Annotated in this window: 22 protein-coding genes and 1 pseudogene; 9 read left to right on the plus strand and 14 right to left on the minus strand. The window is 65.4% G+C overall.

Going from position 1 to position 26,706, the window contains the following annotated elements:
- Positions 1-12 precede the first annotated feature (12 nt).
- Together xseA and CX1_RS01120 are read right to left on the minus strand one after the other, a co-directional pair.
- Complete coding sequence (gene xseA / locus CX1_RS01115; protein WP_046650722.1) at positions 13-1,248, minus strand: exodeoxyribonuclease VII large subunit; 1,236 nt, start codon at positions 1,246-1,248, stop codon at positions 13-15.
- Between the two features lie 15 nt (positions 1,249-1,263).
- Positions 1,264-1,767 (minus strand): hypothetical protein, encoded by a 504-nt coding sequence (locus tag CX1_RS01120; RefSeq protein WP_052753252.1) that lies wholly within the window; start codon positions 1,765-1,767, stop codon positions 1,264-1,266.
- Positions 1,768-1,839: 72 nt separating this feature from the next.
- On the opposite strand from CX1_RS01120, the gene CX1_RS01125 reads away from it, so the two are divergent.
- A complete protein-coding gene (locus tag CX1_RS01125; protein ID WP_046650723.1) occupies positions 1,840-2,817 on the plus strand; it encodes a 4-hydroxy-3-methylbut-2-enyl diphosphate reductase in 978 nt (325 codons plus the stop codon).
- Between the two features lie 118 nt (positions 2,818-2,935).
- Here the strand turns inward: CX1_RS01125 and CX1_RS01130 are convergent, their stop codons facing one another.
- The 4 genes from CX1_RS01130 to CX1_RS01140 form a co-directional block, all read right to left on the minus strand.
- A complete protein-coding gene (locus CX1_RS01130) occupies positions 2,936-4,183 on the minus strand; it encodes a DUF6542 domain-containing protein (protein WP_146780773.1) in 1,248 nt (415 codons plus the stop codon).
- A gap of 73 nt (positions 4,184-4,256) precedes the next feature.
- Positions 4,257-5,777 carry an AI-2E family transporter gene (locus CX1_RS01135; RefSeq protein WP_371440213.1) on the minus strand — a complete coding sequence of 507 codons (1,521 nt, stop codon included), beginning with the start codon at positions 5,775-5,777 and terminating at the stop codon, positions 4,257-4,259.
- A 183-nt stretch (positions 5,778-5,960) separates the two neighbouring features.
- On the minus strand, positions 5,961-6,128 hold the full coding sequence (gene metS, locus CX1_RS11890) for a methionine/alanine import NSS transporter subunit MetS (protein ID WP_046649509.1): 168 nt from the start codon (positions 6,126-6,128) through the stop codon (positions 5,961-5,963).
- Between the two features lie 3 nt (positions 6,129-6,131).
- Complete coding sequence (locus CX1_RS01140) at positions 6,132-7,856, minus strand: sodium-dependent transporter (RefSeq protein ID WP_082719043.1); 1,725 nt, start codon at positions 7,854-7,856, stop codon at positions 6,132-6,134.
- Between the two features lie 233 nt (positions 7,857-8,089).
- Here CX1_RS01140 and ychF point away from each other — a divergent pair, with 233 nt between their 5' ends.
- From ychF to CX1_RS01160, 5 genes are all read left to right on the plus strand, one after another.
- Positions 8,090-9,187: a redox-regulated ATPase YchF gene (gene ychF / locus CX1_RS01145; protein WP_046649529.1), complete on the plus strand. Its 1,098-nt coding sequence runs from the start codon at positions 8,090-8,092 to the stop codon at positions 9,185-9,187.
- Positions 9,184-10,734, plus strand: coding sequence for a type I restriction-modification system subunit M (locus CX1_RS01150; RefSeq protein WP_046649508.1), 1,551 nt, complete (start codon positions 9,184-9,186; stop codon positions 10,732-10,734). Before ychF ends, CX1_RS01150 begins: the two co-directional genes overlap by 4 nt.
- Positions 10,731-11,996, plus strand: a complete 1,266-nt coding sequence (locus tag CX1_RS11895; RefSeq protein WP_082718962.1) for a restriction endonuclease subunit S — start codon at positions 10,731-10,733, stop codon at positions 11,994-11,996. Before CX1_RS01150 ends, CX1_RS11895 begins: the two co-directional genes overlap by 4 nt.
- Positions 11,996-15,328 carry a type I restriction endonuclease subunit R gene (locus tag CX1_RS01155; protein ID WP_060925151.1) on the plus strand — a complete coding sequence of 1,111 codons (3,333 nt, stop codon included), beginning with the start codon at positions 11,996-11,998 and terminating at the stop codon, positions 15,326-15,328. Before CX1_RS11895 ends, CX1_RS01155 begins: the two co-directional genes overlap by 1 nt.
- An 85-nt stretch (positions 15,329-15,413) precedes the next feature.
- Positions 15,414-16,616, plus strand: coding sequence for a hypothetical protein (locus CX1_RS01160; RefSeq protein WP_046649528.1), 1,203 nt, complete (start codon positions 15,414-15,416; stop codon positions 16,614-16,616).
- A 119-nt stretch (positions 16,617-16,735) separates the two neighbouring features.
- On the opposite strand, the gene CX1_RS01165 is transcribed toward CX1_RS01160, so the two are convergent.
- Entirely contained in the window at positions 16,736-17,161 is a 426-nt protein-coding gene (locus CX1_RS01165; protein WP_046649507.1) for a hypothetical protein, read from the minus strand.
- A 118-nt stretch (positions 17,162-17,279) separates the two neighbouring features.
- Here CX1_RS01165 and CX1_RS01170 point away from each other — a divergent pair, with 118 nt between their 5' ends.
- From CX1_RS01170 to CX1_RS01180, 3 genes are all read left to right on the plus strand, one after another.
- A complete protein-coding gene (locus CX1_RS01170) occupies positions 17,280-18,836 on the plus strand; it encodes a recombinase family protein (RefSeq protein WP_046649506.1) in 1,557 nt (518 codons plus the stop codon).
- A gap of 137 nt (positions 18,837-18,973) precedes the next feature.
- Positions 18,974-19,531, plus strand: a complete 558-nt coding sequence (locus CX1_RS01175; RefSeq protein WP_046649505.1) for an antirestriction protein ArdA — start codon at positions 18,974-18,976, stop codon at positions 19,529-19,531.
- An 11-nt stretch (positions 19,532-19,542) separates the two neighbouring features.
- Positions 19,543-19,749: a hypothetical protein gene (locus tag CX1_RS01180; RefSeq protein ID WP_211255186.1), complete on the plus strand. Its 207-nt coding sequence runs from the start codon at positions 19,543-19,545 to the stop codon at positions 19,747-19,749.
- Positions 19,750-19,798: 49 nt separating this feature from the next.
- Here the strand turns inward: CX1_RS01180 and CX1_RS01185 are convergent, their stop codons facing one another.
- The 7 genes and pseudogenes from CX1_RS01185 to CX1_RS01210 form a co-directional block, all read right to left on the minus strand.
- Positions 19,799-20,743 carry a hypothetical protein gene (locus tag CX1_RS01185; RefSeq protein ID WP_046649503.1) on the minus strand — a complete coding sequence of 315 codons (945 nt, stop codon included), beginning with the start codon at positions 20,741-20,743 and terminating at the stop codon, positions 19,799-19,801.
- A 340-nt stretch (positions 20,744-21,083) separates the two neighbouring features.
- Positions 21,084-21,566 (minus strand): annotated as a pseudogene (locus CX1_RS12910) (relaxase/mobilization nuclease domain-containing protein); the annotation flags it as partial.
- Positions 21,563-22,135 carry a plasmid mobilization protein gene (locus tag CX1_RS12630; protein WP_046649527.1) on the minus strand — a complete coding sequence of 191 codons (573 nt, stop codon included), beginning with the start codon at positions 22,133-22,135 and terminating at the stop codon, positions 21,563-21,565. The pseudogene CX1_RS12910 and the gene CX1_RS12630, both read right to left, overlap by 4 nt.
- Positions 22,136-22,230: 95 nt before the next feature.
- Positions 22,231-22,554 carry a hypothetical protein gene (locus CX1_RS01195; RefSeq protein WP_046649502.1) on the minus strand — a complete coding sequence of 108 codons (324 nt, stop codon included), beginning with the start codon at positions 22,552-22,554 and terminating at the stop codon, positions 22,231-22,233.
- Between the two features lie 17 nt (positions 22,555-22,571).
- Complete coding sequence (locus CX1_RS01200; protein ID WP_046649526.1) at positions 22,572-22,877, minus strand: DCL family protein; 306 nt, start codon at positions 22,875-22,877, stop codon at positions 22,572-22,574.
- Between the two features lie 10 nt (positions 22,878-22,887).
- Positions 22,888-25,971, minus strand: coding sequence for a DNA-directed DNA polymerase (locus CX1_RS01205; RefSeq protein ID WP_211255185.1), 3,084 nt, complete (start codon positions 25,969-25,971; stop codon positions 22,888-22,890).
- Entirely contained in the window at positions 25,968-26,264 is a 297-nt protein-coding gene (locus CX1_RS01210; protein WP_046649501.1) for an excisionase family DNA-binding protein, read from the minus strand. Before CX1_RS01210 ends, CX1_RS01205 begins: the two co-directional genes overlap by 4 nt.
- Positions 26,265-26,706: the final 442 nt, after the last annotated feature.

The raw sequence follows: 26,706 nt of genomic DNA on the forward strand, positions 1-26,706 counted from the left end.
AGTTCTTGTCGGTCAGTCCGCCGGCTTGACGCCCATGGCCGCCGCCGTGATCGAACCGTCGGCCACGCGGATGCGCAACTGCGAACCCGGCGGCGACTGCTCGATGGTGGTGACCACCTGATCGCCCGAACCATCGCGCGGCTGGACCTGCACCACGGAGTACCCGCGGGCCAGCGTCGCCGCGGGACCCAGCGCCGACACCTTGCCGCGCAATCCCGCCACCATCGACTCCTCGCGCTCCAGGCGCCGCGAAATGGCGCCGCGCAACCGGTCCCGGCCACGGCCGATGTCCTCGGCCCGCGCCCGGATGGGGGTCATCGGATCCGACAGCACCGGGCGCGAGCGCAGGTCCGAAACGATCCGCGACTCGCGGTCCACCCAGCGTCGCAAAGCAGCCGCGGAGCGGTCCCGCAGATCCCGGATGCGACGGCGCTCCTCCGCGACGTCCGGCACCACGCGTTTGGCGGCGTCGGTGGGGGTGGCCGCCCGCAGATCCGCGACGTGGTCGAGCAACGGATTGTCGGGCTCGTGGCCGATGGCCGAGACCACCGGGGTGGTGGCGCGGCTGACCGCGCGGACCAGGGCCTCGTCGGAGAAGGGAAGCAGATCCTCCACGGAACCGCCGCCGCGGGCGATGATGATCACGTCGATGGTCGGGTCCGCGTCCAGCGACTCCAGCGCCGGGATGATCTCGGAGACCGCCTTCGCCCCCTGGACGATGGTGTTGACCACCTGGAAATCCACCTCCGGCCAGCGGGCCTGCGACACCGACAGCACGTCGCGCTCGGCGGCCGACCCGCGGCCGGTGATCAGGCCGATGCGGCGCGGCAAAAAGGGCAGCGGCCGCTTGAGGCGGGCGTCGAAAAGCCCCTCCGCGGCCAGGGCCACCCGCAACCGCTCGATGCGCGCCAGCAGCTCGCCGACGCCCACCGGCCGCCACTGCGTGGCCCACAGGGAAAACGACCCGCGGCCCGCGTAGAACGCCGGCTTGCCCAACATGACCACGCGATCGCCGGTGTTCAGCGGATGCGCCCGCAGCGAGGCCGTGGAACACGTCACCGACACCGACGCGTCGGCCTGCGTGTCGCGCAACGTCAGATACGACAGCTTCCACGTGGGCTTCGAGCTGATCTGCGCGATCTCGCCCTCCACCCAGATCTGGCCCAGCTGCTCGATCCAGTCCTTCACCATCTGATTGAGACGGCGGACCTGGACCGGGGCCTCCGGCGTGGTGCTCAGCTTCGACATCCCGCTCCCGGCCCGTCAGCCGCGCAGGGCGTTGTCGAGCAGCGTGCGAAACGCCGGGCGGTCGCCGAGATCGCGCTCGTGGCGGCTCAGCGCGGACAACTGGGCGGCGTCGAGCATCGGGATCAGATCCTCCAGATCCTCCGCGTCCATGTCGGCGTATCCGACCTCCCCGGCCACCTGGGCCGGGGTGTGCAGCTCGCCCGCGGCACCTGCGGCCGCAGCGGAGGCGGATGCCGCGGACCGGGCGGCGGCGGTGTCGGGGTCCCCGTCTTCGTCGAACGTCGCCCACGCGGGCTGCTCCTCGACCGGGGTGGACAACTCCTCCAGCACCATGTCGCCGCGCGCCACCAGATCGGTGACGTTCTGCCGGGCGCGCATCGCGGTGCCGGCGGCGGACGTGAACGCGGAACCCGCCACCTGGCCCGGCAGCCTGCGCAGCCGGTAGGGGAGGCGGAAAGCTTCCTCGACGGTGGTGGCGGCGATGCCCGCCGCGAGGCGGATGGGCAACGGTGCGGGCATGTCAACACTCCTGCAAGACGGTACGGGGTCGGCTGGTGTCGATTGTAGGTGCCATTGGCTAGGGTGGGGCGCATGACGACTACCTCAACCGACGCAACCGCCGCCGAGAAGAAGGTGCTGCTGGCCGCCCCGCGCGGGTACTGCGCCGGCGTCGACCGCGCCGTAGAGACCGTGGAAAAGGCCCTGGCCATGCACGGGGCCCCGCTGTACGTGCGCAAGGAGATCGTGCACAACAAGTTCGTGGTCGAGACCTTCGAGGACCAGGGCGTCATCTTCGTCGACGAGACCGACGAGGTGCCCCACGGCGCCAACCTGGTGTTCTCCGCCCATGGCGTGTCCCCGGAGGTGCACCGCCAGGCCCGGACCCTGGATCTGCACACCTTCGATGCGACGTGCCCGCTGGTGACCAAGGTCCACAACGAGGTCAAGCGCTTCGCCCGCGACGGCTACCAGATCCTGCTCATCGGGCACGAGGGCCACGAGGAGGTGGAGGGCACCGCCGGCGAGGCCCCGGATCGCGTTCATCTTGTCGATGGCGCCGCGTCCATCGAGGCCCTCGACTTCGGCCCCGAGGAAAAGCTGGTGTGGCTGTCTCAGACGACTCTGTCGGTCGACGAGACGCTGGAGATGGTCGACCTGCTGAAGAAGAAGTTCCCCCACGTCGAGGATCCGCCGAGCGACGACATTTGCTACGCCACCCAGAACCGTCAGGTCGCCGTGAAGGCGCTGGCCCCGGAGTGCGACCTGGTGATCGTGGTGGGTTCGCAGAACTCCTCGAACTCCAAGCGGCTGGTCGAGGTGGCGCTGCAGGCCGGCGCCCGCGATTCGCACCTGGTCGACTACGCGCACCAGATCCAGGAGGAGTGGTTCGACGGCGTCACCACCGTCGGGCTGACCTCCGGTGCCTCCGTGCCGGAGATCCTGGTCAAGGGTGTCCTGGATTACCTGGCCGAGCGCGGCTACGCCGAGGTGAAGGAAGTCCGCACCGCCAGCGAGAAGATCGTGTTCTCCCTGCCGCGCGAGCTCCGCGAGGCCCGCGTCCAGCGGTAGCGCCGGCCATTACGCGCGAACCCCGGGATCAGAAGTGATCCCGGGGTTTTTTCGTGTGCGGGGTGCGGGGCTTCGGGTCGGGGACCGGGAGGGACGGCGATGGAAGGTGCCGGTCGCGTCAGTCGCGGCGGCGGTCGTCGCGCGACGAGTGGCGCGGCCGTTCGTGGCGCGGCGGCCATTCCTGGACGGGCCGGCGGCGCGGGGCTTCACGACGCTCATCGCGCCGCGGATCCTCCCTGCGAAGGTCGTCCCGGCGTGCATCCCGCCGGCGAGGATCGGTGCCGCGGACATCGTCGCGGCGGTCGCCCCTGCGGTCCGACCGGGGCTCGTCGAAGCGGATCTCCCTGCGGCGGCGGCCATCGCCGGCGTTGCGGTCGGCCTCGCGGAAGTCGCGGGCATCACGGGGATCGCGGGCGTCGCGGCCACGGCGCGGGTCCTGCCGCTGGAGCTCCTCCCGGCGGCGCATCTCCTGGTGGCGGCGCGCACGCGGATCGTCGCGGCGATCATCCGCCAGTCGGGTCTCATCCCGGCGCGGCGACGGGCGCCCGGCGGCGGCCCGCTGCTCCATCATGCGCTGCTCGGCACGGGGATCGCGGCGGCGCGGAGCGCGCTCCGGACCCTGCACCGGCGGCCGCTCGGGGCGGGCGTCATCGCGCGTCGAGGCACGGTCGGCCTCCACGGCCCGGCGGGCTTCCTGGGCGGCACGCGCACGCTCCGCCGCGCGGCGGCGCCTTTCTTCGGCGGCCTGGATGATCTCGGACGCGGGCCGTCGTGAAGCATCCTTGCCCCGCGAATGCCGCACCCGCGCATCCGACTCCGCGACCCGCTTCCGGGCACGGGTGGCGGACACCGTGGTGGTCTCGTCGGCCTTCTGCAGCCGGGCCTTGTCGCGGCGCGTTTCCTTGTCCGTCTTCGCGTTGACCCGCGTGATGTCCAGGTAACGCCAAATCGCGATCGCCGCGCAGACCAGCGAGATCAGCGCCATCCACGGGAAATACTGGACGATCGGGTACGCGGCGGTGATCAGGCGCGTTTTCGTCGGGGTGGTCTCCAACGCGCCGCCCACCGACGGATCGGACCACGACGCGATCAACCACGCCACGATCGGTGTGAACGCGGTGAACATCAGCGGCTGCTGCGCCACCGTGACCACCAGGCCACGGGGATCGACCAACGACGTGCCGACGATGGCGGCGGCCGCGAAGGCGATCAGATACGGAAGACCGATGCTGCCCGTGGGCAGCGCCGCGACGGTGCCCACGGCCGCGGCCAGCACGAACAGCAACGGCGGCGCCCACATGGGGAGCCGCCGGGGCCCGGAACGGCGTGAGGCGTTCGGGTGGGCTGAGGCTGCGGAGTCGGACACGTTTCCCGACCTTACCGCCTGGCGGCGGCGCGGAGCCGAATGCGCGGCCCCGAACTGCGGTGTGTCGCGCCGGTCAGCGCTTGCGGAAGCGGCCCGTCACCGCGCTGGAGATCCGGCCGAACGCGGTCGTGGTCACGCCCGCATCGTCGGAGCTCGCCAGCGGGTCGTTCGCGGCGGCGGTCGTCGTCGGGGCCGCGGTGGAGGCGGCGACGGAATCGGCCTCGGCGGTGTGGTTCGCGCCCTTCTTCGGGTCGGTGTTCTTGCCGCCGCCCAGGCGCAGTGCGGTGAGGCGATCTCGCATGGCGCGGCCGGCGGCCTCGGTCTGCAGGCCCGAAATCGACCCGGCCTCTGTGGCGAACTTGATGTCAGCCGCGGTCTTGTCGCCCGTGCGCAGGTCGGTCAGGTCGCCGAGGTAGCGCAGCCACACGGCGATCATCGCGGCGACCGGGACGGCCAGGAACGCGCCGATGATGCCGAATATCGTGCCGCCGAGGGTCACGGACAGCAGGACAATGGCGGCGTGCAGGTTCATGGCCTTCGACTGCAGCATCGGGGACAGGATGTTGCTTTCGACCTGCTGGACCACGACGATGAGCACCAGCGCCAGGATCGCGGTGGTCATGCCGTTGGCGACCAGTGCGACGACGACGGCGATGAAGCCGGCGGTGAACGCACCGACGATCGGGATGAAGCCGGCGAAGAACGTGATCACGGCCAGCACCAGCGCCAGCGGCACGTCCAGGAGCCACAGGCCCAGGCCGATGAACACGGCGTCGATGAACGACACCAGTGCCTGCGTGCGGATGAATCCGCCGAGGGTGTCCCACGAACGGGTCAAGACCTCGGTGAGGTGCCAGCCCAGGCGGCGGCCCGTGATGGAGCGCAGCCAGGGCAGGAAGTGGCGGCCGTCCTTGATGAAGAAGAAGGTCAGCACGAGCATCACCACGAGGGTGACGGTGACGCTGCCGACGACGCTGATGCCCTGGAAAACGGTGTTGGCGATGTCGCCGGAACTTTCCTGCATCCAGTTGGTGGCCTGGTCGAGCAGGTCGAGCAGCTGCTCGTCCTCGACGTTGAACGGCGGGCCCTGCAGCACCGACTGCAGTTCCACGATGCCGCTGGTGAACTGTTCCTTCAGGTGCGGCAGCTGGGAGCGGACGGTCGGGGCGATCAGCGCGATGACGCCGCTGACGATGCCGATCGCGCCGAGCAGGGAAATCAGCGCGGCCAGGGCGGCCGGCCACTTGTGGCGGATGAGAAACGCGGCGGGCGGGCCGAGGACCGTGGCGACGATGAGCGCCAGCAGCACCGGCAGCAGTCCCGCCCACACCTTTCCCAGGGCGGTGAACGCCACGAACAGGGCGGCGCAGACGATGAGGAAGCGCAGGCACCAGCCGGCGAACCACCGGGTGCCTTCGCCGATGACGTCGGCGCGGTCGATCGACTCGCCCCCCGACTCCTGCAGGAGTTCGTCGAGTTCCGCGCCGTCTTCCTTCAGCGGGGGAGTCGCCGCGGCTCGTCGGTGGTCGTCTTCGGGCACGGACAGCGCCTGGTCGGCGCGCATGGGTTCGGCACCCATGACCTCGTCGATCATGTCGCGGTCGTCGCGGATGGAAAATCCGCCGCGCGTTTCGTCGTCTTTGCTCACATCGCCATTATGGGGCAATTCCCCCATCAATGGCGGAATCATCCCGGAGGTTCATTCCGTCGTTGAGCGAAATTCACCCCGCCACGTGGTTCGCGGCGGGGTGAATTCGGGGTCGTTGCTTTGCGACGCCTACTGCTCTTCGTGTGCGGCGAGCACTTCGTTGGCGGCGTGGGGGGCGTCGGCCAGTTCGCCCGACGTGTCATCGGGGTGGCGGGTCAGGTTGATGACGGCGAGGATGAATCCTCCCCAGATGATCAGGATGAACAGCGCCATCATGACGATCGCGATTCCGGACATGGTCTACTCCTCCCGGTAGTCGGTGTTCGCGGCGGATGCCGCGGTGGATCCGCGGCCGGCGGGGGAGTCCGCGACGGCGGTGGTGGTTGGCGCACCGGTGTGCGCGTCCTCGGCGGCGATGGGATCGCCGGTGGAGGCCTTGCGGGGGAGGTGGGTGCGCTGGCGCGACGCGGGCGTGACGCCGAAGTCGGTGCCGGGCGGGCCGCTGAGCGAGTGGCGGCCGCGCCACGGCAGGACCGTGAGCACCAGCGAGCCGAAGAAGATGACGCCGATGACGCCCCAGCCGAAGACGTTGATCTGGGTGTCGGAGTAGTCGCCGTAGTTTTCGGTGAGCAGTCCGCGGACCTCGTTGAACAGGATCATGCCCAGGATGATGGGCGTGACGTTGACGACGAAGATGCGCCACAGCGTGCCGACCTTGAACGAGGACACGGCGTTGAGGTGCAGGCCGAACTCGTCCATGCGGCGCATGATCCAATCGAGGACGACGATGCTGATCAAGGCGACGCCCACGATCCCGATGTTGTTGGTGAACTTGTCCATGATGTCCAGGGTCACCAGGCCCGACGTGGTCGGGAACAGGATCAGGGCCAGCACGGCCATCAGTCCGCCGATGCCCAGGGTCGCCGGGACGCGGGCCAGGTTGAGCTTGTCCTGCACGGCCGAAATGACGACCTCGAGCAGCGACATCAGCGACGTGAAGCCGGCGATGGCCAGTGACAGGAAGAACAGGACGCCGAAGATCGGGCCGACGACGTCGGGCATTTGCGAGATGACCGACGGGAAGGCGACGAAGGCGAGGCCGATGCCGCCGGAGACGACGTCGCCGACGCCGACGCCGGCCTGGGTGGCCATGAAGCCGAGGGTGGCGAAGACGCCGATGCCGGCCAGGACCTCGAAGGAGGAGTTGGCGAAGGCGGTGACCAGCGCGGAGCTGGACAGGTTGGAGCGCGGCTTCAGGTAGGACGCGTAGGTCAGCATGATGCCGAAGGCCACGGACAGCGAGAAGAAGATCTGTCCGTAGGCGGCGATCCACACCGAGGAGTCGCCGAGCGCCTCCCAGTTCGGGGTGAAGAATGCGTCGAGCCCGGCCGCGGCGCCGTCGAGGGTCAACGCGTAGATCACGAGGGCGATGAACAGGACCGCGAGCAGCGGGATGAAGATCAGGGAGGTGCGGCCGATGCCCTTGTCCACGCCCAGCGCGAGCACCGCGAGGACGCCGACCCACACCAGCAACAGGACGATGGCGATGGGCCACACGAAGTCCAGCGAGGTCACCGCGGTGGCGTCGACCTGGAGGAAGTCGTTGTTGAAGTGGGCGTCGGGGTCGTCGCCCCAGACCTTGCCGATGGACTTCCACGAATACATGAAGGCCCAGGCGATGATCACCGAGTAGTAGATGGTGATGAAGAAGGCCACGCCGACCTGGATCCAGCCGAGCGGCTCGGCCCAGGGCTTGATGCGGCGGAAAACCTTCGGGGCGGAACCGCGGAAGCGGTGGCCCAGCGCGTAGTCGAGGAAGAGGAGGGGGATGCCCGCCGTCAGCAGTGCGACGAGATAGGGGATAAGGAAGGCGCCGCCGCCGGATTCGTAGGCGACGTACGGGAAACGCCAGATGTTTCCGAGGCCCACGGCCGAGCCGATCGCCGCGAAGAGGAAGGCGGCGCGGGTCGAAAACACCTCCCGTCCCGGTTTGGTGCCGGTGGTGCCGGCGGTCTTGGTGCTCATGGTGTTGGTCTCCATTGGCAGGGGAAAGATGATGAAGAATTTATCAGTCCCCTTTAAGGTCCGGGGCCTGATCGGGTGGCTTCATCATATTGTTTACTTGGTTGAAATGCAATCCCCATCACAGTGTTAGTTCGCTATCGTGATCATCCGCCTCCGACGTCGCCGCAACGGCTCCGGTGAAGCACGGGGACCGGATCGTCGTAAAGCGAAAGCGGGGCCGTAGGATGGTGGCCGTGAGCCTTACTCTTGGAATCGTCGGTCTGCCCAACGTCGGCAAGTCAACCCTGTTCAATGCGCTGACCCGCAATGACGTGCTCGCCGCGAACTACCCGTTCGCCACCATCGAGCCCAACGTCGGCGTGGTCGAGCTGCCGGACCCGCGGCTGGAGAAGCTCGCCGAGATCTTCGGCTCCGAGCGGATCCTGCCCGCGACGGTGTCCTTCGTGGACATCGCCGGCATCGTCAAGGGCGCGTCGGAGGGCGAGGGCCTGGGCAACAAGTTCCTGGCCAACATCCGCGAAGCCGACGCGATCTGCCAGGTCGTCCGCGTCTTCGCCGACGATGACGTCGTGCACGTCGACGGCAAGGTCGACCCCGCCAGCGACATCGGCGTCATCGAAACCGAGCTGATCCTCGCCGACATCCAGACCATCGAGAAGGCCATCCCGCGCCTGGAGAAGGAAGCGAAGAAGGACAAGGAGAAGGCCGGCGAGGTCGAGGCCGTCAAGAACGCGCTCGCCGTGCTCGAGGAGGGCCGCACCCTCTTCGCCGCCAAGGGCGACGTCAACATGGCGGCGCTGCGCGAGCTGCACCTGCTCACCGCCAAGCCGTTCCTCTACGTGTTCAACGCCGACGAGGAGGTGCTGGCCGACGAGGACAAGCGCGCTGAGCTGGCGTCGGCCGTCGAGCCCGCCGACTGCGTGTTCCTCGACGCCAAGGCCGAGTCTGACCTGCTGGAGCTCGACGAGGAGTCGCGCGCCGAGCTGCTCGCCGAGATCGGCCAGACCGAGCCGGGCCTGAACTCCTTGGCCCGCGCCGGTTTCCGCACCCTGGGCCTGCAGACCTACCTGACCGCCGGTCCGAAGGAGTCCCGCGCCTGGACGATCCCGAAGGGCGCCACCGCCCCGCAGGCCGCCGGCGTGATCCACACCGACTTCGAGCGCGGCTTCATCAAGGCCGAAATCGTCTCCTTCGACGACCTCGTCGAGGCCGGCTCCATGGCCGAGGCGAAGGCCAAGGGTAAGGTCCGCCAGGAGGGCAAGGACTACATCATGCACGACGGCGATGTCGTCGAGTTCCGTACAGGGATTCCGTCTGGGAGCAAGAAATGAAGACAACTGATCTCGCCAAGGTTCGCTCGACGCTGTGGAGCGCCGCGGACGAGCTGCGCGCGAACTCCAAGCTAACACCCGTCCAATACCGCGACCCGGTCCTCGGACTGGTGTTCCTCGCGTACGCCGAGAACCGTTTCGAGACCGTGCGGGGGGAGGTCGAGGCCAAGTCCAGTACACGTAACCCTGCGACGGCCGCGGACTACAAGGCGAAGTCGGTGCTGTACGTCCCCGATGAGGCTCGCCTCTCCCACCTTGTCGACCTGCCCGAAGGTGCCGATATCGGGAAAGCCACCGACGAGGCGATCAAGGCTATCGAGGAGGCCAACCCTGAGCTCAAGGACATCCTGCCCCGCGGCTACCAGAAGCTTGAGCGTTCGACACTGATCGAGTTGCTTCGACTCTTCGCGCCGCTGCCCGCCCAGCTCGAGGGCGATGCCTTCGGCTTCATCTATGAGGACTTTCTCTCCAACTTCGCCGCGCAGGAGGGCAAGGGCGGTGGCGAGTACTTCACGCCATACTCCATCGTCCGACTCATCGTCGAGATCCTCCAGCCGTTCCAAGGACGAGTCTTCGACCCCGCGTGTGGGTCGGGCGGCATGTTCGTCCAGTGCGCCAAATTCGTCGAGCGGCATCACGAATCGGCCAGCCGCCAGCTCTCTGTCTTCGGGACGGAGAAGACCGAGGACACCGTCCCGCTGGCCAAGATGAACCTTGCGCTGCATGGGCTCTCCGGGGATATTCGCCAGGCCAACAGCTACTACGAAGACCCGCATGGCGCGGTCGGCGCATTCGACTACGTGATGGCCAACCCTCCCTTCAACGTCGACAAAATCAAGAAGGATCAGCTCGCTGGTGACAAGCGCTTCCCGTTTGGGCTTCCCAGGGCCGATAACGGCAACTTCCTGTGGATCCAACAGTTCTATGCTGCGCTGTCACCCAAGGGCCGTGCGGGCTTCGTCATGGCCAACTCGGCCGGTGATGCTGGCCACTCCGAGAAGGAGATCCGCAAGCAGCTGGTCGAGTCGGGAACCGTCGACGTGATTGTTGGCATCAGCCCCAACTTCTTCTACACAGTCACCTTGCCGGTGACGCTGTGGTTCCTCGACAAGGCCAAGGTCGGGACGCCGCGCGAGGACACGGTGTTGTTCATCGACGCCCGGCACATCTTCCATCAGATCGATCGCGCCCATCGTGACTTCACGCCCGAGCAGATTGAGTTCCTGGCCAACATCGTGCGGCTCTACCGCGGCGAGGACGTTGAGTCCGTGGATGGCAGCGATGTCCTACTCAAGGAGAACTTTCCTGATGGCAAGTACGTTGATGTCGGCGGCCTGTGCAAGGTCGCCACTCGAGCTGAGATCGAAGCTCAAGGTTGGAGCCTCAACCCGGGCCGCTATACCGGCACTGCTGCCGTCGACGAGAGCGATGTCGATTTCATGGGCGATCTCGCTGCGTTGTACGAGGAGTTCACGGCGCTAAGTGACGAGGCCGACGTGCTGCGATCCAAGGTCGACGCGGCCGTTCAAGGGATCCTCGAACTATGAGTGGCGATATGGGTAAGTTAAGTGACGTTGCGAAGGTGCAATCTGGTTTTGCATTCAAGAGCCGCGACTGGCGAGGTGACGGCGTTCCGGTCATTAAGATCCAGAATGTAAGGGCTGGGCGGGTCAAACTCGAAGGCTGCTCCTACGTATCTGACGAGGTTGCAGTCACAGCCTCGCGCTACCGGCTTTATCGCGGCGATGTGTTGGTAACCATGAGCGGTGAGATCGGCTCGGTCGGTGTTGTTCGCACCGATGAACATCTCCTGCTGAATCAGCGGGTTGGGCGAATTGTGCTCGTTGACCCCGATGCAGCGGAAATTCGCTATATTGCATATGCGCTCCAAGACCCTTGCATCAAATCCATGATGGAAGCGATCGCTTATGGAACTGCCCAGCCCAACATTAGTCCCACTCTGATTGGGTCGCTGCCGTTATGGTTGCCGCCGCGAGCGACGCAGACAGCAATCGCCAACGTGCTGGAGGCTTTTGACGATCTGATCGAGAACAACCGCCGGAGGGTCGAGGTGCTGGAGGAGATGGCGCGGGCCATTTACCGAGAATGGTTCGTGAAGTTCCGCTACCCCGGCCACGGCGATGTGCCCATGGTCGACTCCGCTCTCGGTCCAATCCCTGAGGGATGGCATGTCGGTCGAGTCGGTTCCTTTGGTCGAATTGTAACTGGCGCTACACCGTCGACTAAGCAACCACGCTACTGGGGGGAGGCACATGATACGCCATTCCTGACCCCAACCGAAATGGGATGGCGGCGCTTATACGCCCGACCCGCGCGGCATCTCTCAGACGCTGGCGTTGCTAGTGTCAAATCGCGACTCCTGCCAGCGGGTGCCGTTTGCTTCTCATCTATCGGATCGATCGGCAAGGTTACCCTCGCTGTTAAGCCGTTGGTGACGAACCAACAGGTGAACTCAGTTGTCGTTGATCACTCGGTAACATCCGAGTCTTATGTTTATGAGGCCTTGAGTCACGCATCTGAGAGGATCAGAGGAATGGCTTCCGGATCGGCTACACCAATTATCAACAAGTCTACTTTTGCGGACATCAGAATGGTGATGACTCCACCGTCTCTAGCCCATTTATTTGGTCGTGAAGTCGGCTTGCTCCATTCGCTCATAACTAAACTGGAGGAGCACTCTAGTCGACTCGGAGCGATTCGCGATCTACTGCTACCCCAACTCGTGACAGGGCAGATCGACGTGTCGTCGCTCAACCTGGACACGCTGATCGCGGAGAAGGTGGCGTAATGACTCCCACGGGTCCTGAGTACCGGTACGTCGAGAAGCCGAGCATCGAGCTTCTGGCGGAGCTCGGCTGGACTCCGGTCGACGCCTTCCAGGAGATCTTGGGACCCGAGGGCAGCCTGGGGCGCGACTCCCAACGTGATGTCGTGCTCGTTCACCGGCTGCGGCTTGCTATGCGCAAGATCAACTCTGAATACGTGCCCGATATCGCTATCAACGAGGCGATCGAGGTGCTGACGAAGGACCGCACAGCCATGGACCGGGTCCGCGCCAATCGGGAAGTCCATGACCTGCTGCGTGACGGCTATCTGGCGGAGTGGACTGACGACCAGGGCATGAAGCAGATTGAGACCTTACGGTTCCTCGACTTCAAGGATTCATCGAACAATGACTTGCTGGCGGTGCAGCAGATGTGGGTCAAGGGCAACCTGCACAGCCGGCGGCTGGATCTGGCGCTGTTCGTCAACGGGGTACCGCTAGTGCTGATGGAGTTCAAGGAGCCCAACGAGTCGGTCAAGGCGGCCTACGACAACAACTTGACCGACTACCGCGACACCATCCCGCAGCTATTCATCCCTAACTGCTTCGTGTTGCTGTCCAATGGAAGCCAGGCGAAGGTTGGGTCAACTTACGCACCGTGGGAGTTCTTCAACGACTGGAAGGTCATCGACGCCCACGGCACCCGCGGTGCGGTCGCCCTGGAGACTGCGCTTCGAGGTACCTGCGACCCGTCCGTTCTGCTAGACCTACTAGAGAACTTCGTCGCGTACATGGAGCGGCCCGGTGGCCTGATCAAGGTTCTCGCGCGATCCCACCAGTTCCTCGGAGTCAACGCCGCGATCGAGAACCTGCACCGGGCGCGTGCTGAGCAGGACAAGCGCCTGGGAGTCTTCTGGCATACCCAGGGCTCGGGCAAGTCGCTGTCGATGCTGTGGTTCAGCCAGAAGGTGCTGCGACGGGTGCCGGGCAGGTGGACGTTTGTCATGGTCACCGACCGCACCGAGCTCGACACTCAGCTCCACGGGGAGTTCGCCGACGCCGGGGCGATCTCGCCCGAGGCCAGGGTGCACGCAGACTCCGTGGCGCACCTGCGTGAGCTGCTGGCGGCTGACCACCGGTACGTGTTCACGTTGATCCACAAGTTCCAGCCCTCGAAGGCGTTGGGGGAGCGGCAGATGCCGGTTCTCTCAACCCGTTCGGATGTCATCGTCATCACCGACGAGGCGCACCGAAGCCAGTACGACACACTCGCCCTGAACATGCGCACTGCGCTACCGAACGCCTCGATGATGGGCTTCACCGGCACACCGCTGATCGCCGGTGAGGAGCAGGCCACGCGCGAGCAGTTCGGTGACTACGTCAGCGTCTACAACTTCCGCGACGCGATCGAGGACGGCGCGACGGTCCCGTTGTACTACGAGAACCGCATTCCCGAGCTGCAGCTGGTCAACGAGAATTTCTCCGAGGAACTCAACGAACTCCTCGAGGAGGCCGAGCTCGACGAGGACGCCGAGGGCCAGCTCGCTCGGGCGTTCGGTACGCAATACACGCTGCTGACACGTCCTGAGCGCCTGAAGACGATCGCCAAGGACCTCGTGACCCACTTCGTCGGCCGGGGCTTCACCGGCAAGGCGATGTACGTCGGGCTCGACAAGGCCGCAGCCGTGCGGATGTACAACCTCGTCCGAGAAGCCTGGACCGAGCATCTGGCTGACCTGAAGGCGGAGCATGACGCGTTGCCAGAGCTCGAGCGTCCGTGGCTGGCATCGCGGATCGAGCTCATGGAGACCACCGACATGGCGGTCGTGGTCTCGCAGAGCCAGAACGAGCTGAAGATGCTTGACGAACAGGGCCTCGACATCCGACCGCACCGCGAGCGGATGATCCGCGAGGACCTGGCCGAGAAGTTTAAGGACGCCCAGGACCCGCTGCGGCTCGTGTTCGTCTGCGCGATGTGGATGACCGGCTTCGACGCGCCCAGTGTCTCGACGGTCTACCTCGACCGACCGATGCGTAATCATACGTTGATGCAGACGATCGCCAGGGCCAACCGGGTCTTCCCGGAGAAGGACAACGGGTTGATCGTCGACTACGTCGGTGTCTTCCGGAACCTGGAGAAGGCGTTGGCGATCTACGGGGCCGCGAACGCCGGCGACTCACCGATCGAAATTATCGACGCCCTCGCCGCCGAGCTGGACGCTGCCGTGGCCGACCTGTTCGCCTTCTGCACCGGCGTCGGAGTCGACCTTGCTGCGATGCGCGACGCCGAAGGATTCGACCACGTCGCCAAGCGCGACGCAGCTGTCGAGGCGCTACTCGTCGACGAGGGCACACGCACCGACTTCCAGCAGAAGGCACGCCAGGTGCGGAAGCTCTTCAAGGCCCTCCTGCCCGACCCCAAGGCTGCTGCGCAGCAACGCAACGTCGCAGCGATCAGGGTGCTCGCCGAGCGCATCGCGGAGGTCACACGGCCGGCCGAGGCGGACCTCGGTTCGGTCACGGATGCGGTGGACGCACTGCTCGACCGCTCCGTAGGTGCCGAGGAATATGTCATCCGAACCGCTGCCGAGGGGACCAAGCCCGATCCGCTCATCGATCTGTCACAGATCGACTTCGAAGGTCTGTCGGCCAAGCTCGCTGGTCGCAAGCGAGCCGAGACGGACCGACTGGCGCAACTGCTACGCCAACAGGCCATCGCCTCGGCGACGCGCAACCCCACCCGGTACGAACTCGTCGAGCGGATCGAGCAGCTGATCGACGACTACAACTCCGGCAGCGTGAACATCGACGAGTACCTGCGGCGCTTGATCGAGCTGTCGCAGAACCTGACCGAGGAGGAAGAACGGTCGGCTCGTGAGGGAATGACCGAGGAAGAGCTAGCGATCTTTGACCTGCTGACCCAGCCCGATCCGGTGCTCACCGACGACGAGCGCGACACGGTGAAGGCCAGCGCAAAGAAGTTGCTGGAACATCTCCATGACAAACTAGTCCAAGACTGGCGACGCAAGGTCGACGTGATGAATGACGTCGATAGCACGATCCGACGAGTTCTGGACCAAGAGTTGCCTGAGACACCCTACACGCTTGACATCTTCTCCTCGAAGGTGCGGCTTGTCTTTGATCATGTCCTCACCGCCTACGGCGACGACGGAGAGAGCGCTTACACCCCGCGGGTCGATTTCCAGTGGCCCGCGCAGTCGGTGGAGTATGACGGCCCAGACGGGCCTCTTGATGTAAACAAGATCGCCGACGACGTCGTCGCCCGCATCCACGATGACCCGACCTTCGCCGCCCATGTTGCTGCACAGTTGGGTGCTACCGACTCAGCGACGTGAAACGCACAAGAGTTTCTGAAAGTGCCGACAATGGCCTCGATGATGCAACGTCGGTTTGGGCGAGCACGGCGACCAGGAGAGTGCGATGACACGCGACGACGATGATCGTAAGGACGATCTCGAGCCCGCCCAAGAGAGTGAGCGCATTTCTGAGAGCGAGCAAGACGGAGACTTTGCTGCGGACGACGGGGTGAGGCTTCGGCTGCCGACAGGGTTCGCGCAGTCGTTGATGCCCAACATCGACGTCACCGTCGCCAACAAGCTCGCGCCTATCCGAGAGCAGATGAAGGCGATGCTCCCGGACACCTCGGCGTACGCGCGGGACATCATGGGGCCGTTGAACCGGCGCCTCCAGGAGCAGATGAAGTCGGCGCTACCTGACTACGACGCGCTGGTCAAGAATGTGCTCGAGCCATACAACGAGCGGGTCAGTTCGCAGGTGGCGTCGATCGTGGCGAGCCTACCGACGTTCACGGGGCCGATGATCGACTTTCCGACGCTGAAGGGCGTCGGAGTCGGCCCAGCGATCGAGCCGATGCTCAAGCAGATCGCGAGCCGGCAGTCCGCGATGCTTGACGGGTTGCGCGGCTCTTTGAAGCCGCTCTTCGACCCAGAGCTGTTGCGCGGGTTCAACCGTGCGCTCCTCCCGCCTAATCTGAGGAGCCACGCAGACGAGATCGAGGCCTATCAAGTGCATGAGTTCCTCGAGCAGGAGGGCATCCCGCTCTACCTGGTGCCTCGCGGCCGCACAGCGCTCCGCCTGCTCCGGGCACAGGACCGCTCGCGCCGTCGGCGGGTGCTGGGTGACTGTTACGAGTCGATCACCGACGACTGCGCTACCGTTCTTGAGCAGGCGAACCGCGACGTAGTCGGCGACGAGCTGAAGTTCGTACTCGACGGGCTCGGCGCGATGCGTTCTGGACACTTCCGCTCGGCCCAGGCGATGTTCACCGTCACGCTCGACACGCTCATCTACCGCTTCTACCCCGACCAGGCCGCCCGACGCCTCATCACGAATCGGAAGAAGGGCGCGGACGTGCCGGCCGCCATCGACGAGATGGGTGTCCACGAGGCGATGGTCTGGCTGCCGATCTGGAACGCCCACGAGCAGTTCTGGAAGCACAAGGGCGACAAGGTGCCGAACTACTACTCGCGCCACGCGAGCGTGCATGGCGTCTCCTCGCGTCAGTTCAGTAAGCGCAACTGCATCCAGGTTCTCATGCTGATCACCAGTCTCATCGGCTACGCCGACCGGCTCATGTCGTCGGCTGGGCGTGCCAGAGCTTGATCATGTCGTCGCCGTCGGAGTAGACGGCTTCGCTGCCTTTGCCCATTGCGCGCTCGACGAGCTCCTCTACCCCTCACACCGCTTCGACAGAGAAATAGGCCCTGACGTGGACCTACGCTCTAGAGAGTGGGGGCGCTCGTCGCTTGGTCGGGGGTCCAGCTCGAGTTCGAGTTTCCTGCCGCGATCTCTTTCGCTCGGTGGTAGAGGGCGCCCGCGTATGTGTCGACCGTTGCCGCCCATGCATGCTGGATGATATCGCGGACATCCGTAGTCTCGCCGCCCTCCGGCAACGTAAACGTCAAGACGCGCTTGAAATCATTGTTGGCGTCGATGTTTGTATCGATGTTAGGCAGCCGGCCATCGAGTTGAAGAGTGTTGAGTAGTTTCTTGAATTCGGGGTCAATCCACGTCTCACACAGTGACGCTGACTCTGTGAACCGGGCGCGGTCGGTCTCGGCGAATTCCTGAACGAGCGTCCTAAGCTCGGGGTGGACTCGGCTTGCGTGCTCGGCAAGGTCGGGGAAGCTGAGCGTCAGCTGCGGCATGGGTGTCTCCTGGGGCGTCTTGTGCGTTTGGTCAGATGGTGCAACTCTACCACTGTGCACACTGATGGTGACATCATTAGTTACGGACGGAACTTACGTCATAGTGTAGTCTGGCTACATGAACGAGCGTTCCACCGCGCCCCGCAAGGCAGCCATCTACCTCCGAATCTCACAGGATCGCGAGATGGACGGGCTCGCTATCGACCGCCAGCGCGAGGACTGCGAGAACCTTGCACGATTCCGGCGCTGGGAGGTCGTCGAGACCTACGTGGACCAGTCGAAGAGCGCCACCGACAGGAGCGCCATCCGCCCGGACTACGACCGCATGGTCGTCGACTATTCGCTCGGACGGTTCGACGCGATCATCTGCTACGACCTCGACAGGCTCACCCGGCAGCCCCGACAGCTGGAGGACTGGATCGACGCCGCCGAGCTGCGCGGCCTCGCCCTCGTCACGGCGAATGGCGACGCGGACCTTTCGACCGACGGCGGTCGGATGTATGCCCGCATCAAGGCGGCTGTGGCGCGGGCCGAGATGGAGCGCAAGAGTGCCCGCCAGTCCGCCGCCCAGCGTCAGCGCGCCATGCAGGGGCGTGCTCCGAAGGGCATGCGCCCACTCGGCTACGCCGTAGACGGCGAGGTGATCCCCCACGAGGCTGAGGCCGTGAGGGCGATCTACGACCTGTTCACCAGGATCGAGCACCCCGAGTCGCTGCGATCGCTCGCCCGGGCTCTCAGCGGCACCGAGATGATCGAAGGTCTTTCGCCCCTTCCCAAGCACACCCACACCGTGAGCGTCGAGCGCGCCGCCGCCCGCCAGCAGCAGGGCCTCGAACCCCGGCCGATCGTCGAGGACGGTCGGTGGTCTCCCTCGACCGTGCTGGGCATCCTGCGGAACCCGCGCTACGCGGCGCTGAGCACGTACACCCCGAAGTTTGCCCAGGCTGACGGGAAGCGACGCCGGATGTGGAAGGCACAGATCCTCCGAGACGACGCCGGTGAGCCGATCCGAGGGCAGTGGGAGCAGATCGTTGACGACGAGACCTGGTGGAAGGCGCAGCAAGTCCTCGACGATACAGAGCGGGTCACGAATACATCCGGCTCGACCAAGCGCAAGCACCTCGGCAGCGGGCTCTACCGGTGCGGATACGTCGATGAGGACACCGGCGAGACGTGTGGAAAGAAGGTGACCGGGGCGCCGCGCGGGTACAAGTGCGCAGGGCACATCGTCCGCTCGGGCGCCGCCATCGACGACTTCGTCACCACGGTCATCGCCAAACGTCTTGCACGCAAGGACGCGACCGCTATGGTCGAGGTCGCGGACGGTGGGCCGCATGCGGCCGGCATCGGCTCGGCGATCAGCGACCAGCGGGCGCGCATTCTGCGCGCAGAGGCCGACTACGATGCCGAGATCATTGAGGCACGTGACCTCAAGCGCGTACGGGACGCTGCAGAAGCGCGGATCCAGGAGCTGGAGGCCGAACGACTCATGCAAGGCCGCGCGGGTGCGCTGTCGCCGATCCTGGGCGTCGACGACCCTGCCTCAGCATTTCGGGAAGCGTCACTTGACCTACGCCGTCAGACCATCGACGCCCTCGCCACGATCACGCTTCTCCCACAGCCGCGTGGGCGCAAGGGGTTCAGGACCGCGTCCGTCGTCGTCGACTGGAGGTAGGCCACCTGGTTGGGTAGCCACGCGGAGCGTGGCCGGGAGACCTCTTGAGAGCGGCGACGTGGCGTAAGCGCGTCGATTCACCGAGCACGACTGCCTGTCGCGCCCGCCGCTCTCCTCGACCACGGAGGAGAACCGCCATGACAACCCGAACACACACCGACACCGCGCCCCGAGCCTGGATCGGCTGCCTCGCCTGCTATAACAACGCTCGCCTCGTCGGCGAATGGTTCGACGCCGAGACTGCCGACGAAGGCACCCTTGCTGACGTCCACGGTGGCGCTCATCGTGTGCGCAGTGGATGCGAGGAGCTGTGGGTCATGGACCACGAGAACATCGCCACCTCGGGCGAGACGAGCCCGTCGGAAGCGGCAGAGTGGGCGCGTGTCCTTCTCGCCATCCCCGAACACCAGCGCGAGGCTCTGTGCGCTTGGGTGACCTCCGGCAGTTACGTCGCAGAAGGCACCGGAGACCTGCCGTCGGTTCCCGACTTCGAAGAGCGCTTCTGCGGTACGTGGGGCAGCTTCCGGGACTACGCCGAGACCCTAGCCGAGGAGATTGGCCTCATCCCGCAGGACGACGCGCCGGAAGAGCTTGTGCGCTACTTCAATTGGAATGCCTGGACCCGCGACCTCGAACTCGACTACACGGTCGTCCGCTCCGACGCAATCTCCGTGTACGTCTTCAGGGACCTGTGAAGGGAACGACCATGAGCGCTGAGTCCAACGCCTACAGCCACGCCGAATCGTTTCGCTGGTGGGTCGGCAACCCCGAGATGAGCGATGAGGAGGCCCACCTCCATGACCTGCTCGCCCTGCACAAGGCAACCGTCGAGCTGATCCGCCAGCAGCGCGACCTCCTCGGGCACTACGACACCGATGCCGAACTGTTCGGCGATGACCCCTACGTCGACTGAGTTCAGAGTGCCCGTAGCTTCGGCTACGGGCACTCACTTTTTCTTCCGACTACCAGCCCCGATAGCTCTCGTACAGCTTCTCTCCAAGCCACCAAAGCAGCCAGCCGAACAGAGCGCATCCGCCGAGGGCGGCGAGGGCAATGAGTACCTTCGCCCACCAGACACTCGCAACGGAGAACGAGTCCCAGGCCCATCCGAGCAGCGGCCCGAGGCCGAGCATCTGTGTGATCCCGCCGACCATCCCCGTGAGCATGATGAACGCGACGGTGAACGGGAGGAGGGCAAGGCACATGCGACCGACCGTCGCCCAGGTGACCCTTGCCGAAAGTTGCTCGACTCGCCGCTCGGCCCGCCCGACAGCGCTGACCACGTCGTGGGCACGGTCGGTCACCTCGGCGAGCTTCTTGGCGCCGAGACTGATCACCCGTTCTTCAAGCCCCGCGACGGCCTTCTCGACCCTCTGGACGGGAGCCTCGACCGCCTTCGCCAGACGTTGATCGAGCACCTTCACAGCGTGCTCGGTGAGCTTGTCCGTGTCGATACGGACGTGGCCGCGCTTACGGATGGCCTCGGCGAGGTCAGCCGAGGCTGAAGTCGTCGTCTTCAGCTCCTCGCTGATCTTCGCCGTCATCGTGTATGCGGCCAGGTCCGCCCGGGTTACCGAGGACCCGCCGGGCAGCTTCACGACCTCGCTGCTGCTCAGCTGCTGCGCGACGGCGCTCAGCGTCTTCTCGATCTCGGTCAGCCGCTTCTTCGTCTCGGCGTCGAGCGGCAGCGTGGAGGGAAGCTCGTGCTGCCGCGAGGTCGACAGGCGATCCAGCCGCGTCATTTGCTCCTCGTCCATCACCTTCACGTACTCGGTCAGGTCGGCGACGGTCTTCGTCAGCTTCGCGATCTGCTGCATGTCGGCGTCGTGCTGTGAGATCAAGGCCTCCAGGAGCTCCGTAGTCTTCTGCTGCTCGTCGGCCTGCTTGATCCTGTCCAGCGCTCCCATGAGTCTGTCCCTTCTGCGCGTGATAGTCGAAGATCTCTTGAGCACCTTCAGCGGTGAATTCGGGTGTCAGCGCCGAGGCCTTCTTCCGTCCGAGCTTCCCGTTGTCATCCCGGCGCATCTTATAACTCCAGCCGTCGCGGTTCGTCACCGCGAGCGTGACCCCGCGCCCGGCGAGGACATGTTCGAACGCCTCGCGATTCGTCGAGCGTGAGTCGGTCAGTGCGTCGTAGACCTTGTCGCCGAGGACCTGCTCGAACCCGCCCGGAGCGAAGGCCTCGCGGCGCAGCTCCCAGTCGGGCTTCGGTTCCTCCGGATCGGGGAGCATACGCAGACCCTCGTCTGCCATCAGCTCGTCGTTCAGCTGGCGCAGTCCGTGCTTCCACGATGTGTACCGTTGGAGGCTCTTACCGGTGAGGTTGTCGTGGTTGATGACCAGGATGTGCGCGTGCCCATGGCCTCCGGAAGAGTCAGAGTGCACCGCGATCATGTAGTCAGCGCTGTGCATGCGTTCGGCGAGTTCGACTGCCACGTCCCGGATGCGCTCAAGGTCGGCCTGCGAGGTCACGTCGAACTCGTCAGGGTGGAACGCCAGAACGTAGCTCTGAAGTTGGTTCGTCCGACCGTGAGCAGCGGCGTGCGCCTCGGCACACGCGATGAACTCCGACGGGGTCGTCCCGCCATCGACCATGGACATCGCATACGCGGCTGCACGTGTCGATCCGACCTTGAGGAGCTCCTTTCGCACCTCAGGGTCACGCCCGTAGAGGAAGTACCCAACAGCTCCTGCAGCGTTGGTCGAGGGGCGGACGTTCACGGTGCTCATACCCGTGTCCGATCGCCGAGCGAGGCACGCACCTCGTCCACCGCAACCATCACCAGGTGAAGGAGACTGTCATCGACGGCAGCACCCTTGCGGAGCGCCTGGTTCAGGTTCACACCAACTCGACGCAGCTGCTCTACTGCCGGAGCAAGAGACGTGGCCGCCGCCTCCTCCACTCCCGCGTTGTTCTCCAGCTGATCGACCTTCGAGGACCTCGAGTCCAGCGCGTCGAGCATGACGGCGCGAGCCCATGCGCTCGGCTTGACGCTGAGCACGTGGGCGCGGCGGCGGATCGCATCGCGATCAGCCACCGTCAGCCGGACGTCGAGAGAGACCTCCCGACGACGGCTGTTCCGAGGCTCCACCGGAGCCTCGGCCGGCCCTGCCCTCTGCGCAGTACCACGACCGGTGTTTACCTGGGAGTCGTGGTGCTGCTCCGCGGGCAGGGCCGGGTCTTCCGCACACCCCTCCGCACGAGCCCGACCAGCGCTGCTTGGGGAGTCGGGCTCGTTCTCCGGGGCGTACGGAAGACGGCCAGCAGGGTTTTCGTCGGACATTTCGCTGGCGCTCATGTCCTCCAAGAACCGCTGGCCCTCGTCCTCGGTCGCTGCGCTCCCTGCGGGCGAGGGGGCCCCGGGACGCTGACGCAAGTCCCGGATCGGAGTCGTCAGCCGTTCCACGGTGCCGCCTCCTCATGTTCGGGATCGACGGACTGCGAGGCAGTTCCGTCGTTCACCGATCCCGAAGACGATGTCGCCTTCTTCGCACGCCTCGACCTCTTCGCCTTCTCTGCCTCCAAGGCACCGGCCGCCTCCTCGGAGAGCCGGTCGTAGAGGTCGGGGCTCTGGTCGCGCAGCAGATCGATGACCTTCTCGTCGATGCGGCGCTGCTCGGCAGCGGCGGCACGCTTGAGCTTGGTGATGCGCTCGGACGCACGGCGGCGCTCCTGCTCGATCAGCTCGTCGAGATTGGTCGTGGTCTTGTTGCTCATGGTCAGTTCCTTTCGGTTCAGTGACCTTCCGGTCGCAAGTTGTTGATGCACTTCTTGATCGACCAGTTGTCGATCGACCCGTCCTCCCGAAAGACGAGAAAGTTCCTCGTGCCCCACTCAGGGATGAGGGCGACGGTGATCCAGAAGACGCCAGCGCCGTGCTTGCGGTCGGCCTCTGGATGGTGGGCGAGGAGGTCACGGGCGAACGACTCATCGGAACCGCGCAGGACCTCCCCGAGCCCCGCTCGGTTCAGCACGGCACTGGCGTGGTTGGCGACTTTCTGCTTGGTGGCGAAGGCAAGTCCTCCGAGGCTGTAGCGCATCGTCACCACCTCACGAAGCGCCAGCAGAAGCCGACTCGTCAAAGGGGTCGATCGCCTGCATCCACTTGACGTAGGGGCGGATCGCCTCCAGATCGATGTCGATCTGGCGCTCGGCCTTCGACCGGGCGTGCGACCAGAACCGCTCCTTCACGCGAGGCAGCCCGAATGCCTCGAACGCATCGAGCCTGTCTGCCAGAGGCTGTCCCGGATGGAGCCAAGGGATGTCGATGATCTCCTGGCGGAAGGCGATCACGATGCCTTTGGCGATGTGCTCCAGCTGCTCTGCATGGGCGATCGAACCGTCCTCATCGAGCAGAGCGTCGAGCCGCGCAAAGTAGTCCTCCCACTGCTCGACAGTCCGCCGAACGGGGGAGCGAATCCACACGGGTTCGCCGAGGTCGTCGTCCCACTCCTTGAGGCCCTGGTCGACCGAACGCCCCAACGTGGCCTGCTCGGGAGAATCCCAGGGCACGGTGTGCACATGGGCGACCTCATGCTGGACGCCGTCGATGTCGATGACGTCGACCGACATCCCATCGGGGACGGGGCGGCGCTTTCGGTCGAACTCGATGGTCTGCTCCTTGTGGACCACGCGCGGCGCGAAGTCCAGCCGCTTGTCGATGCGGGTCAGCTCCTGCACCGAGGGAAAGACCTTCATCGTCACCGGGAGTGCGCCCTCACGACTCGCCATGAGCTCGTACATGAGGTCGCGGTCGGCCTGGCTGTCCTGCTCGATGCCCTCTGGAAGCTTGTAGCCACCGTGTGCCAGGACGCCGGCAGGCTGTCGGCTGAAGTTCGCCCGGGTAGTGATGTTGAGCAGGTCGGTCTGCTGGTGCTTGCGCTCCCACATCCTCTGCGAACCGGTCAGCGCGAGCCGGGACTCACGCCAGATCGGACCGAGCCCGAAAAGGTCGAGGCTGTCGACCACGTCCAGATCGGCATCCGTGATGAATCCGTCCGTAGTGCAGGACGGCGTGCTGTAGCCCAGGTTGTGAAGCTGGTTCAGCGTCGCAAGCAGAACCGCGCGCACGAGGCCGGTAGTCATGGACGCGTGCCAGGGTGAGGTGATCGCGGACCCGCCGACCGCATCACGTTCCTGCGCCCAGGCATCCCAGCCCCGCTGGCCCATAACTCCCTGCGCCAGCTTGCCGTAGGGAGAGTTCGCCATCAGCTTCAGGACGTTCTGCTCGAACGACTTCGCACCGAACTCCGCCTTGGCCCGCGCACGGTCATCGAGGAGCTGCTTGTACGCACCCCGGAGAAGCCGAGAGGGCTCACCATGCTCATCGGTGAGGACCCGTCCGAAGTGACCGATCTGACAGGTCACAGTCGCGCCAAGCGTGAGGGCGAGCCAGACCTCGGGACCGGTTGCCCAGACCCCACGAGCACCACCGCTTGTGAGCGGATAGACCATCGACCCCTCGACCGGAACCGGCAACGAAGGGAACGCGACCGTGCTCGGGAACTCGAAGCTCACGAACCCGAGGAACGGCGTGAGTGGGCTCTTGAAGTCGGACAGCGTGAGGTCGGCGTTGTTCACCGTCTTCAGAATCACGCCATCGGGATGCTGGTAGTCGACATCCCAAATCGTCGAACTGGACGTGGGGTAGCAGGACTGAAGATCGAAGTCACTGGTCACGCGCGCGAACAGCCCAAGCTCGGCAGACATGTTGTACCCGCCTCGAAAGCTCATCGCCGCAGCATGGATCCACGTCGCCGCAGCACCGTCGATCGGCTCCAGCGCCCGGACGTGGTAGAAGTCGAGCTGCTGCTCGTCTACACCGGCAGCACCCTCGCGGGTCTTCGTCACCTTGTGGAGTCCGCCGAAGACGGAATTGAAGTCGCGGCCCTCGCCCAGCTCGTCCTGGATAAGGCCCTTCACCGCCTTCGCCGCAGCAGTGGGCAAGGTCAACGGGACAGCACGGTGATCGCCGTATAGCTGGCTCACGTATTCCAGAGCGATCACGGCATCATTCGCCGCGTAGTCGAGGAACTCCGCAGGATGCACGTCGAAGTACTCGTCCATCCGGGTGATCCAGTCACCAGGAACATCCAGCTTCGGCGCCCCGATCGCCGCACCGAGTGCCTTGAGCGGCTCAGCACCGCTCTGCGCCATCGTGTCGCGGATCGAGACTTCCACCGGCAGCTTCCACCGCCAGTTCTCGCCGGAAAGCACCATGCGGGCGGGCTTGTTCGAAACCATGCCCGCGCTGGCCGAGATCACCGTGCGGAGGATGTCCGGCGCGCGACCGTCCAGCCACCGGGCACGTCGACCGTCCCAACCCGCACGATCCGACAGCGTCTTCGACCGACCGGGATACGCCTGGTTCCAGACGTTGATCGCCTTCCGGCGGTCGACGAAAGTAGTCAGGTCGGCGTGCTGGTAGTGCGCGACCAAGGTGATCGGCAACGCCCTGGGCGTCCCCTCGGGACTGTGCTTGAACCACACCGAGGGGTGGGACTTGCCGTCGTCACCGATGGCAGACTGCGCCGAGACGCCCTTGTCAGTCCACCCAACTGCGAGCCTGTGCTCATGAAGACCCAGGCTCATGATCGCGATCTCAAGGCTCTTCTCGAAGGACAGCCGCGCCGTACGAGCGCCGCGCGGCCCCCTGTAGCTCCGGGGGATGACCACGCAGAGCCGGAGCTGGGAATCATCGAGAGGGTCAATCGCGGCGAACTGGTAGGACACAATCTTCCGCACCATGTGCTCGTCCTCGCCGACCCATACACGGTCGGCATCCACCAGATCGACAGTCACGAACTCGGTGTCGAAGCCGATGACGATGGAATCCTGATCCGTGGACATCGCGGCCACCGAGGGGTACTGCCCGAAGCCGGCAGCGCCGCGCGCTCCGCGTGCTACCGAACGAGTCAGGACCTCGAACTCGGCGGGGTGCTTCCGCGACGTCGCCGAGTCCGCCACCACTGTCCGAGACCAGCCCGCCGCATCGACCAGGTCGCGAGCATCGGCGGCGGCGGCGTCATGGGGCTGCTCCCCATACGGCGGTGCCGCCAGTGCCGTTCTACCAGGGGTTTCAGTGGTGTCGCGCGTGAAGAAGAGGTCTTTCGTGCACGCGAGCCCGGCGCTCATGCCGCACCGCCGAAGATCGCTCTGAGGCGACGGAGCTGGGCGTCGCTCAGCGGGGGAGCGGAAGCGACGAGCCGTTCTGCGGCGGCCTCAAGCTCCTCGAAAGTGGGCTGTCGCTTGGGGACCGCGAGGGCGTCAAGGTCAGACCGCAGAACCTTGACGCGAGAACCGACCTTGACGGCGGGCAGCCGCCCGTCCGCAATGTACTTTCGAAGGGTGGAGTACGCGGCATAGCCCTCGGCGGCCGCCTGTCGGAGGGTGAGAAAAGTGGGCTGGACGTAGTGTGTCGAGGACACAGGGACTCCTCAGGAGTCAATACCCGTGTACTCGTGGCCGCCTCTTGAGTCCCTCACCTACCGATGAGGGCGGCTGCGCTCTGGCCTCTGTCCTCGTCGCTGGAGCGCCAGGCCCGACGAGTGTGGTTCGCAATCGGCCGGTCTACCCGAGCGCGTCCATCTCGCTCGGAACCCGTGACTCTGGCCTCTGTCCTCGCGTCGGGAGTCACGCCGATCCCGCGAGTGTGGGTCACCAGTGGCAGTCGGAGGAGCCCATCCCTTGCATCCGACACGCGACTCTGCCCTGTTATCCGAAGGTGGTGGGTCGCCCGCCAGTCCCTCTTACCCCGGTGTGCTCGTGCCGGGGTCTTCATCTTTTCCGCCGGAGGAGCACCGCTCCGGTCGGGGTAGTAGCCGACGTTCGACTACGCCACCAAGTATAACAAGGCAGGGCGCGCGTTGG

Origin of the sequence: Corynebacterium xerosis NBRC 16721 = ATCC 373 (genome assembly GCF_001552415.1) — a bacterium.
GTDB lineage: Bacteria > Actinomycetota > Actinomycetes > Mycobacteriales > Mycobacteriaceae > Corynebacterium > Corynebacterium xerosis.